At 62.8% G+C, this 15,266-nt stretch carries 6 protein-coding genes; 5 read left to right on the top strand and 1 reads right to left on the bottom strand.

Translation table 11 applies throughout. The features are described from left to right. Positions 1-67 precede the first annotated feature (67 nt). The 5 genes from AC1RTB_RS03675 (at position 68) to AC1RTB_RS03655 (ending at position 13,656) form a co-directional block, all read left to right on the top strand. Positions 68-640: an NADPH-dependent FMN reductase gene (locus tag AC1RTB_RS03675; protein WP_492880500.1), complete on the top strand. Its 573-nt coding sequence runs from the start codon at positions 68-70 to the stop codon at positions 638-640. Between the two features lie 374 nt (positions 641-1,014). Further along, positions 1,015-9,573, top strand: coding sequence for a GH36-type glycosyl hydrolase domain-containing protein (locus tag AC1RTB_RS03670; protein ID WP_492880499.1), 8,559 nt, complete (start codon positions 1,015-1,017; stop codon positions 9,571-9,573). 328 nt (positions 9,574-9,901) lie between these two features. Continuing rightward, a complete protein-coding gene (locus AC1RTB_RS03665; RefSeq protein WP_492880498.1) occupies positions 9,902-11,668 on the top strand; it encodes a glucan ABC transporter ATP-binding protein/ permease in 1,767 nt (588 codons plus the stop codon). 126 nt (positions 11,669-11,794) lie between these two features. Then, positions 11,795-12,559, top strand: coding sequence for a heme ABC transporter permease (locus AC1RTB_RS03660; protein WP_492880497.1), 765 nt, complete (start codon positions 11,795-11,797; stop codon positions 12,557-12,559). Between the two features lie 20 nt (positions 12,560-12,579). Continuing rightward, positions 12,580-13,656, top strand: coding sequence for an NAD(P)H-dependent flavin oxidoreductase (locus tag AC1RTB_RS03655; RefSeq protein WP_492880496.1), 1,077 nt, complete (start codon positions 12,580-12,582; stop codon positions 13,654-13,656). A 17-nt stretch (positions 13,657-13,673) separates the two neighbouring features. Here AC1RTB_RS03655 and glpK read toward each other — a convergent pair whose 3' ends face one another. Continuing rightward, positions 13,674-15,167 carry a glycerol kinase GlpK gene (gene glpK / locus AC1RTB_RS03650; RefSeq protein WP_492880495.1) on the bottom strand — a complete coding sequence of 498 codons (1,494 nt, stop codon included), beginning with the start codon at positions 15,165-15,167 and terminating at the stop codon, positions 13,674-13,676. Positions 15,168-15,266 lie beyond the last annotated feature (99 nt).

Raw genomic sequence — 15,266 nt, 5'->3', positions numbered from 1 at the left:
CTATCCCTGTGGGGACGGGTAGGTCAGGCCGGCGATCGATATCGCGCGGCGAAATGGAGAACGTGCCATGGATACCTACAAGGTCGGCTATTTCATCGGCAGCCTTGCTGCCGGTTCGATCAATCGCAAGCTCGCCAAGGCGCTGGTCAGGCTCGCGCCGAAACATCTCCATATGGAGGAGATCTCGTTCAAGGATCTGCCGCTCTACAGTTATGATTATGACGCCGATTTTCCACCGCCAGCCCGCGCCTTCAAGAAGGCGCTCGCCGGTGTCGACGCCATTCTGTTCGTTACGCCAGAATACAACCGCTCCATTCCCGGCGGTTTGAAGAACGCCATCGACTGGGCGAGCAGGCCCTATGGCACCAATTCCTTCACCCGCAAGCCGTCGGCTGTCATCGGGACGTCACCGGGTGCGATCGGCACGGCGGTGGCCCAGCAAAGCCTGCGCAGCGTGCTCAGTTTTTGCAATTCGCCGCAGATGAACGCGCCCGAAGCCTATATCCAGTTCAAGCCCGGCCTGATCACCGACGACGGTGAGGTGACCAATGACGAAACCGCCGAGTTCCTCAAGAACTACATGGCCGAGTTCCATGCTTTTGTCGTCAGGGTCTACACCGTATTGCCGCGAGGCGGGTGACTTGCGGAGCCAGTCTTTCACGGCGGAGACCTGCGCCGTTGAAGGGATATTGGGAAGACGTCGGGATGCAGATTCGGCTTCGCAAAAGCCAAGGCGAAGCCCTTTGACGGGCACTGCCTGAAATATGGCCAAATTTCAGCAGACAAACACGAAAAAGCCCGAATCCTTGCGTTCCGGTCTTCACTTGGCACTGCTATGAGGCGGGTGGCGGCGTGTGCTACGACGACGCCATATTTTCACTCAATCGCGGTGCGAGAGCGATCCATCGACCTGTTGTGTTGCGATGCAACCAATTCTTGTTTGAAACGGTTTATGCGACAGGTCCGCGACGTCGACAGGCGCCGCGGACTTTCTGTCAAACGGAAATGCTGTAGATGAATATTCAGACTGACCTGCGCCGGATCAAAGATGTAGTGCCGAGCTTCCCGGCTGTAGCCGAACAGCCTATCAGGGCCACAGTGCTGCATGAGGACCGCCTCAGGGCGACAGGTGAAAGCCTGGCTCGCAAGGAGCTCCGCTCCTATTTCGGTCTTGAGGCCTTCGACTTCCACGCCCGCATCCGCGAGAGCGCCAAGAAGATCCTGCAGGTCTATCGCGACACCAATGCAGCGCAGGGCAGGGGAGAGCCGATCACGCCCGCTGCGCAGTGGTTGCTCGACAACAACTATCTGGTCGAAGAGACCATCTATCAGGTCAAGCGTGACCTGCCGCGCCGCTTCTATCGTGAATTGCCGACGATCGATCTTGGCGAAGGACAGCGGGTGCCGCGCGCGCTTGCCATCGCCTGGGTCTATGTCGCCCACTCCGACAGCACAGTGTCGGCGCAGATGTTCAAGGCTGTCGTCGAGGGCTACCAGTCTGTCGAGCCTCTGCATATCGGCGAGCTCTGGGCGCTGCCGTCACTGCTGCGTTTCGTTCTGGTCGAAAACCTGCGACGCATCGCCGTGCGGGTCAACCGCGCCCGCGAAATGCGCGCGATCGCCAATGACGTCGCCGACCGCTTGCAGAGCGTGCAGGAACAGGACGACGGTCTTGCCTTGCTGAAGGCCTATGCCGTGCACGCCCGCGACACGACCTTCGCCACGCAGTTGCTCTATCGTTTGCGCGACGGCTCGCAAAACGCCGGCAAGGCATTGATCTGGCTGGAAAACGAACTCGAGAAGTCAGGCAGCGACGCCGAAGAGATCATCATCGGCGAGCACCACACGCTGTCGAGCGGCAATGTCACCACCGGCAACATCATTCGTGGCCTTCGTCTCATCGACGACCAGGATTGGACTGTCTGGTTCGAGGATGTCAGCCGTGTCGACATGCTCTTGCGCGAACGCACCAATTTTGCCGCGCTCGATTTTGCCTCGCGCGACCAGTATCGCACCGCGATTGAAGAACTGGCCCGTCACTCCAAGCTGTCCGAATTTCAGGTTGCCGAGCGTGCGACCGATTTCGCCCACACCGAAAGGCCTGCCCCGGCCGAAGACGGCTTGCAGAAAGAATGCTCCGACGTCGGCTTTTTCCTTGTCGGCCCGCGCCGGCAGGAGCTGGAAGAAGCGATCGGTTATCGCCCGACCATCGGCCGCCTGGTCAACCGTGCGTTCCGCAAGACCAACTGGGTGGGCATAGCTCTCCCGGTCTTTGCGCTGACAGTGCTGCTGCTTTTCCTGGCCGGCAACGCACTTGCCGCACTCGGCCTGCCGAGCATGACGACAGGAGCGATCGTGCTGATGCTGACGCTGTTTGCAGTGCCGGCAAGCGAAGGTGCGCTCGCCTTCTTCAACACCATCGTGTTGAAGTTCCTCGAGCCGACCCGGCTTATCGGCTACGAATTCAAGGACGGCGTGCCGGCGGAAGCCCGCACGCTTGTCGTGGTGCCTTCGCTGATCGGCTCACGCGACGATGTCGAGGAGAATATCCGCAACATCGAGGTGCATTATCTCGCCAACATGTCGGGCGAAATTCACTTTGCGGTGCTGTCGGACTGGCCCGACAGCCAGGACGAGATTTCGGTCGCCGACCGTGAGATATATGATTACGCCCGTCGTGAAATCGCCAAGCTGAACCAGCGCTATCCAAGCGAAGGCGCGCCGCGCTTCTACCTGCTGCACCGCCGCCGGCTCTACAACCCGGCGCAGGGCTGCTGGATGGGCTGGGAACGCAAGCGTGGCAAGCTGCACGAGCTGAATTTGCTGCTGCGCGGCGACGGCGACACGACCTTCATGCCGACCGACACGCCGCTGCCCGAAACCGTCGTCCATGTCATGACGCTCGACGCCGACACGCGCATGACGCGCGGCGTGGTGACTAAGCTGGCGGGCAAGATGTGCCATCCGCTCAACCGCCCGGAATTCGACACCGAAAAGCGTCTGGTGACTGCAGGCTATGCGATCCTGCAGCCGCGCGTGACACCGTCGCTGACAACAGGCGACGAAGCCTCGTTCTTCCAGCGCGTGTTTTCGGCCCATCGCGGGCTAGATCCCTATGTCTTTGCCGTTTCCGACCTCTATCAGGACGTCTTTGGCGAAGGCACCTTCACCGGCAAGGGCCTGTACCATGTCGATGCGATGGAAGCGGCCCTCAAGGGGCGCATCGCCGAAAACACAGTGCTTTCCCACGATCTGCTCGAAGGCGCACTCGCCCGCTCGGCGCTGGTGACCGATGTCGAGGTGGTCGAGGACTATCCGACCCGCTATTCGGTCGATGCCTCGCGCCAGCATCGCTGGGCGCGTGGCGACTGGCAGTTGCTCGGCTTCATCTTCGACCCGAAGTCGGGTGTACCAGCACTGTCGCGCTGGAAGATGGTCGACAACCTCCGCCGTTCGCTGACCCCGATCTTCTGGGTCATGGCGGCGATTGCAGGCTGGACGCTGTTGCCGTTCACTCAGGCCGCGCAGTGGCAGGCGCTGCTGATCCTCACTCTGTTCATGGCGCCGACCTTCGACATCATCGATGCCATCCTGCCCAAGAACCGGGATGCCACCCCGCGTGGCCATTTCAGCGCGCTCGGCCGCGACCTGGCTTTCGGCACGGCGATGGTGGCGCTGAAGATCGTGCTGATGGCGCATCTCGCCTGGATGATGGGCGACGCCATCATCCGCACGCTCTACCGCCTGTTCGTCAGCCGCAAGAACCTTTTGGAGTGGCGCACCGCATCGCAGGCCCACAAGTCCGGCGACAACGATCTCGCCGCCTATTACCGCATGATGTATGGCGCCGTGATCATCGCCTTGATCGGCCTGGTATTGCCGGTCATGACGGATTCGACCGGTGCCTTCGTCGCCTTCGCCTTTGCCATCTTCTGGGCTGGGTCGCCGGCTTTTGCCTGCCTGATCAGCCGCTCGGCTGAAACCGAAGACCGGCTGCATGTAGCGCCATGGGATGTGCATACGCTGCGCACGGTGGCACGCCGCACCTGGCACTACTTCGAAACCTTCGTGACGCCTGAGCAGAACCATCTGCCGCCGGACAATTTCCAGGAAAACCCCACAGGCGTCATTGCCACCCGCACCTCGCCGACCAATATCGGCGTCTACCTGCTGTCGGTCGTTTCAGCTCGCGATTTCGGCTGGATCAGCCTGGCCGATGCCGTTGCCCGCATCGACGCCACGGTTTCGACCATCGAAAAGATGGAGCGTTACCGGGGCCACCTCTACAACTGGTATGACACAACGACCCTGAGGCCGCTTTACCCGCTCTATGTCTCAAGCGTCGACAGCGGCAATCTCGCCGGCCATCTTGTAGCGGTCGCTGCTGCCTGTGCGGAATGGGCGGAGGCTCCGTCGGTCCATCTGCAGGGCGACTTTGATGGCATTCTCGACATCGTTTCGATCATTGAGGAGGGCGTCGCTGATCTGCCAGACGATCGCAGGCAGCTGAGGCCGTTGCGCCAGCGGCTCATCGACCGCATCGACGGCATGCGCCGGGCCGTGGAAACCATCAAGTCGCAGCCTGAGATGGCGTCGATCCGCACAATCAATCTCGCGGTGCTGTCAGGCGAGATCCGCAAACTCGCAGGCGCCATCCACACCGAGGCCGCCTCGACCAAGAGCGATGTGCTTGCCGATTGGGCAAGGACGCTCGAAGCCACTTGCGAAGCGCATGTGCACGACGCCCACAGCGACGACCAGACTGTCATCGCCCTGCGGACCAAGCTGATGGAACTGCGCGAACGGACCCGCAAGTTCGCCTTCGAGATGAATTTCTCGTTCCTGATGCGCAACGAGCGCAAGCTTCTGTCCATCGGCTACCGTGTCGAGGAGCACCAGCTCGACGAAAGCTGCTACGACTTGCTCGCCTCCGAGGCGCGGCTGACCAGTCTGTTTGGCATCGCCAAGGGGGATATCCCCACCGATCATTGGTTCCGGCTCGGCCGGCCAATTGTCGAGATCGGCTTCCAGGGCGCGCTGATGTCGTGGTCCGGCTCGATGTTCGAGTACCTGATGCCGCCACTGGTGATGAAGGAGCCGCAAGGCGGCATCCTCAACCAGACCAACAAGCTCATCATCCGCCGGCAGATCCAGTATGGACGCTCGAAGGGCATTCCGTGGGGCATTTCCGAAGCGGCCTACAACGGCCGCGACCGCGAGCTGACCTATCAGTACACCAACTTCGGCGTGCCTGGGCTTGGCCTCAAGCGCGGACTTGGCCAGAACACCGTCATCGCGCCTTATGCGACGGTGCTGGCGGCACAGTTCATGCCGAGCGAAGCGACAGCAAACCTCAGGCGCTTGCGCAAGCTCGGCGCGCTCGGCCGCTATGGCTATTACGACGCCGTCGACTACACGCCGCAACGCGTGCCGGAAGGCACCGACCACGCCGTCGTCTACAATTACATGGCTCACCATCAGGGCATGTCGATCGTGGCGATCGCCAATGCCATCTTCGAAGGCCGGATGCGCGACCGCTTCCACAGCGATCCGGTGATCGAGGCGGCTGAGCTCCTGTTGCAGGAAAAGGCGCCGCGCGACATTCCCGTCGCCACTGTCCGCACCGAAGTGGCCGAACACACCAAGGACGAGACGACTGATCACAGCGCCGATACCCGCATTGTGCTCAATCCGATGCGCGCGCTGCGCTCGACCAATCTGATGTCGAATGGCCGCTATTCGGTGATGGTGACCGCCACTGGCTCCGGCTACAGCCGCTGGAACGACATGGCGATCACACGCTGGCAGCCGGATCCGACCGAGGACCGGCTGGGCACCTACATGTTCCTGCGCGACACCGATACCGGTGACTGGTGGTCGGCTACATCAGAGCCAAAGCGCGCGACCGGCGAGCAGACCCAGACGGTGTTCTGCGACGACAAGGCGAGCTTCATCAAGACGGTGGGCACGCTGCGCAGCGAGGTCGAGTGCATCGTCGTCTCCGAAGGCAATGGCGAAGCCCGCAAGGTCACCATCTGGAACGACGCGGCGGTCGATCGCCACATCGAGGTGACCTCCTTTGCCGAGCTGGTGCTTGCACCCGAAGCCAACGACAATGCCCATCCGGCGTTTTCGAAGATGTTCGTCGAGACCGAGATCACACACAACGGCAGTGCGATCCTTGCGACCCGCCGCACGCGGGCGGCCAACGAGCCGTCCGTGGTGGCAGCGCATTTCGTCACCGACCAGTCGGGCTTCGTGCGCGATACCGAGGCGGAAACCGACCGCCGCGCCTTCATCGGCCGCGGCCGTACCATTGCCGATCCGGCGGCTTTCGATCCGGGCGCCAAGCTTTCGGGCAGCGCTGGTTTCACGCTCGATCCGGTGGCAGCCCTTCGTCGCCGCGTCCGCGTGCCGGCCAACAAGAAGGTATCGCTGACGTTCTGGACGATTGTGGGTTCAACCCGCGAAGAGGTCGAAGAGACCGTCGCACGGCTCGATCATCCTGAGGGCTTCCCGCGCCAGGCAATGCTGTCGTGGACGCGCTCGCAGGTGCAGACGCGCCATCTCGGCCTTAATCTTGCCGATGCGGCCAACGTCCAGAAGCTGGCACGCTTTCTGATCTATCCCGATCCGTTCCTGCGCCTGTCGGCGGATGCTATCGCTTCCGGGCTTGGCCGGCAGTCGGCGCTGTGGCCGATGGCGATCTCCGGCGACTTCCCCATCCTTGCGATCAGGATCGGCGACATCGCCGACATCGAGATGATCGCCCAGGTGCTCAGGTTCCAGGAATACATGCGGGCGCGCGGCCTTGTCGCCGATCTCGTCATCGTCAACGAGCAGGCCTCGTCCTATGTGCAGGACCTGCAGCAGGCGATCGAGGCGCTGTGCGAGAACAGCCGCCTGCGCGGCAAGGAACTTGGACCGCGCCAGCACATCTTCGCCGTGCGCCGCGACCTGATGGACGAGGCGTCCTACCGCACGCTGCTGGCCGTCGCCCGCGTTTGCCTGCACACCCGCAACGGCACGATCTTCGACCAGATCGAGCGGGCGGAGGCTGCCGCCCTTCAGGCGCGTGACGCGTTGATGGCTGCCCAGGCCACTGACAGGCCCGAGACGACGGCACTTCAAACGTCGCCTTCGCGCAGTGCCCGCAAACCTGCGGGTGACGGGCTGACCTACTGGAACGGTTTCGGCGGCTTCGACGCCGGCGGCCGCGACTATGTCGTGCGCCTCAACGGCGCCCGTGCCACCCCGCAACCCTGGATCAATGTCGTTGCCAATGCCGGCTTCGGCTTCCACAGCTCGGCCGAGGGCGCTGCCTTCACCTGGAGCCGCAACAGCCGCGACTACCAGCTGACGCCATGGTCCAACGATCCGGTGACCAATCGTCCGGGCGAGGCGATCTACATCTTCGATCGCGCCAGTGGGCGGACATATTCGCCGATTGCAGCGGTGGCTCGCGACGCGGAAGCAACCTATGAGGCCCGCCACGGCCAGGGTTTCTCGACCTTCAGCTCCAAGCGCGGCACGCTGGCGACCGAACTGACGCATCTTGTCGACCCGAACGATCCGGTTCGTATCTCGCGTCTGCGCATCGAGAATACCGGCGCTGTGCCGGCAAAACTCAGGGTCTATGCCTATGTCGAGTGGGTGCTCGGCAACAGCCGGGCCAAGACCGCGCCAAACATCGTCTCCTCGCTGGATGCGGCAACCGGCGCGCTGCTGGCCCGCAATACCTATGGCCTCGATTTCGGCGAGCGTGTCGCCTTCATGGCGATGGACGGCAAGGCAAGCTCCGTCACCTCCGATCGCCATGAATTCATCGGCGCCGGCGGAACTGTCGAGGCGCCCCGCGCTGTCACGCTCGGCGTCGAGCTGACCGGACGCGTCGAGGCGGGTGTTGATCCGTGCGCGGCTATATCAAGGGATGTCGAGGTGCCCGCCGGTGGCTCGGTGACGCTGCTCTGGTTGCTCGGTGATGCCGGCTCGGACGAAGAGGCGAGCGCGCTGGTTGCCCGCCACCTCAAGGTCGATTTCGACCAGAGGCTGGCTGACAACGAACGCAATTGGCGCTCCTTCCTGGGCACGATCGAGGTCGAGACGCCCGACAAGGCGCTCGATGCGATGGTCAACAACTGGCTGCCCTATCAGAGCCTTGCCTGCCGCATCCGGGCACGCTCGGCCTTCTATCAGGCGAGCGGTGCATTTGGCTTCCGCGACCAGTTGCAGGACACGCTGGCGTTGCTGATGCATGATGCTGGTCTTGCACGCGAGCAGATATTGACTGCGGCTGGCCGGCAGTTCGCCGAAGGCGACGTGCAACATTGGTGGCTGCCGCGCACCGGAGCGGGCGTACGCACGATGATCTCCGACGATGTCGTCTGGCTGGCGAGTGCCGCCGCGCGCTATGTCACGGTGACCGGCGATGCGGCGATCCTCAACGAGCAATTGCCTTTCATCGAAGGCCAGCCGCTCAATCCGGGCGAACACGACGCGTTCTTCACGCCTGAGACGTCGAAGAAAAAAGCCTCGCTCTACGAGCACTGCGCGCGTGCGCTCGACCTTGCCATTAAGCGGACGGCCAAGAACGGCCTGCCGCTGATCCTGGGCGGCGACTGGAACGACGGCATGAACCGCGTCGGCGAAGAGGGCAAGGGCGACAGTGTCTGGCTTGGCTGGTTCTTGCTCAGAACATTGGGTGAGTTCGCGCCATTGGCCAAAGCCGAGGGCGATACCAAGCGCGCCAACGCCTGGGACAAGCACGCCAATGCCTTGAAGCGGGCCCTGGAGAATGCCGCCTGGGACGGCGAGTGGTATCGCCGCGGCAGCTTCGACGACGGCACGCCGCTTGGTTCGCGCAATTCCGACGAATGCAAGATCGATTCGATCGCGCAATCGTGGAGCGTGATTTCGGGCGAGGGCGACCCAGCCCGCTCACAGACCGCCATGGCGCAGGCGACAAAAATGCTGGTCGACGACGAGCTTCAACTCATCAAGCTGTTCACGCCGCCCTTTTCGGAGACGGAAAAGGATCCGGGCTACATAAAAGCCTATCCGCCCGGTGTGCGCGAAAATGGCGGTCAGTACACCCATGCGGCGACCTGGTTTGTCATTGCCTTGGCGGAAATGGGGCAGGTCGACGAGGCCTACCGCTGCTTCTCCATGCTCAACCCTGTCAACCATGCGCTCGACGAGAAGGCGGCGGAGACCTATCGGGTCGAACCCTATGTCGTGGCGGCCGATGTTTATGCCGATGCCTCCAAGGCAGGGCGGGGTGGGTGGACCTGGTACACAGGTTCGGCCGGCTGGCTCTATCGCGCGGCTGTCGAAAGTATCCTTGGCATCAGCCAGCGCGGCAACCGGCTTGTCGTTTCGCCAGCTATTCCCAAGCATTGGGAAGGTTATTCGGCCACGGTTCGTTTGGGCGGTGCCGTCTACAGGTTGCGGGTGGTGAGGGATAAAGCCACTAAAGCTGCGAAAGCCGATGTCGATGGCGTGAAGGGCAAGGACGCATCCTTTGCCATGCGCGACAGCGGCGAGGTCGAGGTTGTGATCCGCATTCCGGCCTGACCATCAAGACCACAACGATATTGGAGCGCCGCGCGTCGATGGGACGGGCGGCGCTCTTTCTCATTCAGGCAGCAAATCGTGCTTGCCTTTTTTTACGTCAATGGGCTAGTCCGCGATCTTCGTCATCATTTCGCCGCAACGATGCCTTTTTTCGTTAGTTCTCAATTCCTTATCGGATCACACCAGATTACGGGCCGTTGAAATGTGTTGGTCGATTTTTTTGAACTCAACGGCTATCTGCGCATTGTCTTGCGGAACCGGGGTCGCTATCTGTCGGCCATGGTGCAGTGCACAATAAAGGGACGAACGGGACTCAAGGGGTACCAAAGTGTCGTTGCTTGAAGTCTATTGGAGAGCCCTTCGTTATCTTGCCGCAGACGGCAAGAAGGTCGGGTTGATTTGCGCTGCCAACGTTGTGTTGGCAATCGTCACTATTGCTGAGCCGATCCTGTTCGGGCGTATCATCGATGCCATCGCCGGGAAGACGGAAGTCGTTCCGACAATGGCACTGTGGGCGAGCTTCGGCGCGTTCAACATCGTAGCCTTCGTGCTGGTAGCGCGCGGCGCCGACCGCCTCGCTCATGCGCGGCGCGGCGAGGTGCTTTGCCAGTCGTTCGAACGCGTCATCACCATGCCGCTGGCCTGGCACCAGCAGAGTGGCACGTCGCATTCGCTGCACACCTTGCTGCGCGCGATCGAGGCACTGTTCGGTCTGTGGCTCGAATTCATGCGTACGCATCTGTCGACGGCGGTGGCGCTGGTGCTGCTTGTCCCGACTGCGTTTTCGCTCGACGCCCGCATGTCGCTGGTGCTGGTGGTGCTGGGCGCGCTTTATGTCGCCATCGGCCGGCTCGTCATGCGCAAGACCAAGGAAGGTCAGGCCTCGGTCGAGCGCCATTACCACAAGGTCTTTTCCCACGTCTCGGATTCGGTCAGCAATGTCGCGGTGCTGCAGAGCTACAACCGTGTCGGCCAGGAAACCGAAGCGCTTCGCGGCTATGTGAAGGCGCTGATCACCACGCAGAACCCGGTCCTCGACTGGTGGGCGTTGGCTTCGGCCATGCACCGGCTGGCCTCGACCATCTCGATGATGGTGGTGCTGCTGATCGGCGCGTATCTCGTCAGCAAGGGCCAGTTGCGCATTGGCGACATCGTTGCCTTCACCGGCTTTGCCGCTTTGCTGATCAGCCGTCTCGACCAGGTTTCGAACTTCGCCAACCAGATCTTCGACGCGCGTTCGAAGCTGGAGGAGTTCTACCGTCTCGAGGACTCCGCCGGCGATAATCGCGAGCCGGAAGGCCTGCGCGAACTGGAAAACGTCACCGGTCACGTGCGCTTCGAAAATGTCAGCTTCGAGTTCCCGAATTCGGGGCAGGGCGTCACCGACGTTACCTTCGAGGTCAGCGCCGGCCAGACGGTCGCCATTGTTGGCCCGACGGGCGCGGGCAAGACCACGCTGATCAACCTGTTGCAGCGGGTCCACACGCCGCACCAGGGCCGCATTCTCATCGATGGTATCGATACGCGCACGGTGACCAAGAAGTCGCTGCGCCATTCGATCGCCACCGTGTTCCAGGACGCCGGCATGCTTAACCGCTCGATCGAGGCCAACATCCGCGTCGGCCGCGCCAGCGCGAGTTATGAAGAAGTGCACGCCGCTGCAAGTGCTGCGGCCGCGCAGGACTTCATCCTGTCGAAGAGCGAAGGCTACGACACCAATGTCGGCGAGCGCGGCGGACAGTTGTCCGGCGGCGAGCGCCAGCGTATCGCCATTGCCCGCGCCATCCTCAAGAGCGCGCCGATCCTGGTGCTGGACGAGGCGACGAGCGCGCTCGACGTCGAAACCGAGAACCGGGTCAAGGACGCTATCGACATGCTGCGCGACGGTCGCACGACCTTCATCATCGCGCATCGCCTGAGCACTGTCCGCGACGCGGATCTTGTCGTGTTCATGGATCGCGGCCATGTCGTTGAGATGGGCGGCTTTGGCGAGCTTTCGGCGCGCAACGGGCGCTTTGCCTCGCTGCTGCGCGCCGGTGGCCTGCTCAACGACGAGGAAGTTCGCCGCGTCACCCACGTCGAGGCAGCGGCCTAAGGCTGTCTGCGCCGGCTGGTTCAGCTTCGGCAAGATGCAACGGGGCGCTTTGGCGCCCCGTTTTCGTTGTGGCCCGCGACGTCGGAACCGATTGCGAAGAAAACCCGCCAAGGCTATTTAGCGTCCATGACACAGACGACCTCGCAGGCTTGGCGTTTCAGCGACCTGGCCAACCCGACCCGCTTCATCGCGCTGGTGGACAAGATCGCGCCCTGGCTTGCCGGGGCGTCGGCATTGGTGCTGGCAACCGGGCTCTATCTCGGTTTTGCAGCGCCTGAGGATTTCCAGCAGGGCATCACCGTCCGCATCATGTACATCCATGTGCCTTTCGCCTGGCTCGCCATGATGTGCTATTCGGTGATGGCGATAGCGGCCCTTGGAACGCTTGTCTGGCGTCATCCGCTCGCCGATGTCGCGTTGAAGTCGGCGGCACCGGTGGGTGCCGTGTTCACCGCGCTTGCACTGCTCACCGGTTCGATCTGGGGCAAGCCGATGTGGGGCACCTGGTGGGTGTGGGACGCGCGCCTGACCTCGGTGTTTGTGCTCTTCATCATGTATCTCGGCATCATCGCCTTGACCCGCGCGCTCGACGACCCGGCGCGTTCGGCCCGTGCGGCAGCGGTGATCACGCTTGTCGGCTTCGTCAACATCCCGATCATCAAGTTTTCGGTCGAGTGGTGGAACACGCTGCATCAGCCGGCATCTGTGTTCCGCATCGGCGGCCCGACCATCGACCCAAGCATGCTCTGGCCCCTGATGACGATGGCGCTTGGCTTTACCCTTTTGTTCTTCACGCTGCATCTTATGGCGATGCGCACCGAGATCTGGCGCCGCCGCGTCATCGCCATGCGCCAGATTGCCGCCCGCAGGGCCGAGCGTCAGCAGGCCTGACTGTAAGGAAGGAAGACACCATGTGGCCCGATCGTCGAATTCTTGATCTTCTGGCCCTAGAACTTCCGATCCTGCAGGCGCCGATGGCTGGCCCTGTCGATTCCGAGATGGTGATTGCCGTGTCGGAGGCCGGTGGCCTGGGCGGTCTGCCTTGCGCGCTGATGTCGCCGGAAAAGGCGCGCACCGAGCTCGGCATCATCCGCCAGCGCACCGCGCGGCCGATCAACATCAATTTCTTCTGCCACAAGCAGCCTGAGGACGATCCCGCGCGCGAAGCCGCCTGGAAGCACAGGCTTGAGCCCTTCTATGTCGAACTCGGGCTCGATCCGGCAGCACCCGCGCCGCGTTCGGCACGCGCGCCCTTCGATGCCGAGTTCTGCGAGATCGTCGAGGAATTCCGCCCCGAGGTGGTGAGTTTCCATTTCGGCCTGCCTGACGCCGCATTGCTCGACCGCGTCAAGGCGACCGGCGCCAAGATATTGTCTTCGGCAACCACCGCCGACGAGGCCGTATGGCTGGAGGCGAGAGGCTGCGACGCCATCATCGCCCAGGGTGCCGAGGCTGGCGGTCACCGCGGCATATTCCTCACCGACGATGTCGCCAACCAGGCGGGCACTTTCGCGCTGGTGCCGCAGGTGGTCGATGCCGTCAAGGTGCCCGTCATCGCCGCCGGCGGCATTGCCGACGCGCGCGGCATCGTCGCTGCCTTCGTGCTTGGCGCATCGGCGGTGCAGATCGGCACCGCCTATCTGTTTTGCCCGGAGGCCAAGGTAGCCGCTCCCCACAAGGCGGCGCTGCGCTCGGCGAAGGACGACCACACCGCGCTGACCAATGTCTTCACCGGCCGCCCTGCGCGCGGCATCGTCAACCGCGTCATGCGCGAAGTCGGCCCGATGTCGGATCTGGCGCCCGCGTTCCCGCTGGCCGGCGGCGCGCTCGCGCCACTCAGGGCCAGGTCGGAGCCGCTTGGCTCAGGCGATTTCATGTCCTTATGGTCGGGGCAGGCGGCACGCCTCGGCCGCGAAATGCCCGCCGCCGAGCTTACACGAGTGCTCGCCGACGAAGCGCAAGCGCTGCTCACCAAGTTTGCCAGATAGGACTGCCCCGATTTGGGTTACTTCGGCGTCAGCGTGCGCCGCACCGCGTCCTGCCAGCCTTTCAGTTTGGCGTTGCGTAGCTTCGGCTCCATTTGAGGCGTGAACTGCCGGTTGAGCGCCCAGGCCCTGGAAAACGCCTCGGCCTTGGGCCAGACGCCTGCGTACGAACCCGCGAGCCAGGCGGCCCCAAGAGCTGTCGTTTCGAGCACCGTCGGACGGTCGACCGGCGCGTCGAGGATGTCGGCGAGGCGCTGCATCGTCCAGTCGGAGGCGACCATGCCGCCATCGACGCGCAGCACGGTCTTGCCGTTCCTGGTCTTCCAGTCCTTCTTCATGGCATCGAGCAGGTCCAGGGTCTGATAAGCGACCGATTCCAGCGCCGCGCGCGCGAACTCTTCAGGACCCGTATTGCGGGTCAGGCCATAGATCGCGCCGCGCGCATCGGCATCCCAATGCGGCGCGCCTAAGCCTACGAAGGCCGGCACCAGATAGACGCTCTGCGTATCGTCGGCATTTGCTGCGAGTTCGCCACTGTGCTCGGCCTTGCCGATCACCTTGATGCCGTCGCGCAGCCATTGCACCGCAGCGCCCGCGACGAAGATCGAGCCTTCCAGCGCATAGGTGGTCTTGCCGTCGAGCCGGTAGGCGATGGTGGTCAACAGCCGGTTCCTGGACCGGACGATGTCGCTGCCGGTATTGAGGATGGCAAAGCAGCCGGTGCCATAGGTCGATTTCATCATACCCGGCTCGAAACAAGCCTGGCCGATGGTCGCCGCCTGCTGGTCACCGGCCACACCCAGGATCGGGATCTCGGCACCGAATAACGATTTTTCGGTGACGCCGAAGTCGGCCGCGCAATCCTTGACCTCCGGCAGCATGGCCACTGGAATGCGCAGGATGTCGAGCAATTCGGCGTCCCAGGCGTTTTTCTCGATGTTGTAGACCAAAGTGCGTGAGGCGTTGGTGGCGTCGGTCGCATGCACCTTGCCGCCAGTCAGGCGCCAGATCAGGAACGAGTCGATCGTGCCGGCGAGCAACTCGCCCCGCTCGGCCCGCTTGCGTGCGCCCTTCACATGGTCGAGCAGCCAGGCGATCTTGGTGCCGGAGAAATAGGGATCGAGCAGCAGGCCGGTCTTTTTGGTGAAGCGCGGCTCCAGCCCCTGCTTCTTGAGCTTGGCGCAAAGCGGTGCCGTGCGCCGGTCCTGCCAGACAATCGCATTGTGGATCGGCTTGCCGGTCGCCTTGTCCCAGATGATCACCGTTTCGCGCTGGTTGGTGATGCCGATTGCCGCGATTTCGGCGGCCGACTTGCCAGCCTTTTCGAGTGCGATCTTGCAGGTCGAAACGACGCTGTCCCAGATTTCCTCCGGGTCGTGTTCGACCCAGCCGGAGGCGGGGAAATGCTGAGTGAATTCCTTCTGGCCTAAACCGGCGAGCTTCATCGCCTGGTCGAACACGATCGCCCTGCTTGACGTCGTGCCCTGATCGATCGCCAGAATGAACCCGCTCATATCCCTCTCCTGCTGCACGAAGGGGAGGCGGTTCGGTGCCGTCTCCCCTTGAAAATCGATGCCATGCGATGTTGCGCCCGGCTTTTCTAACTGCCGGCA

The organism is Aminobacter sp. GW821-FHT11F06 (assembly GCF_058808215.1).
The sequence above is the reverse complement of the archived record's forward strand: the minus strand, read 5'-3'. Positions and strand labels throughout refer to the sequence as shown.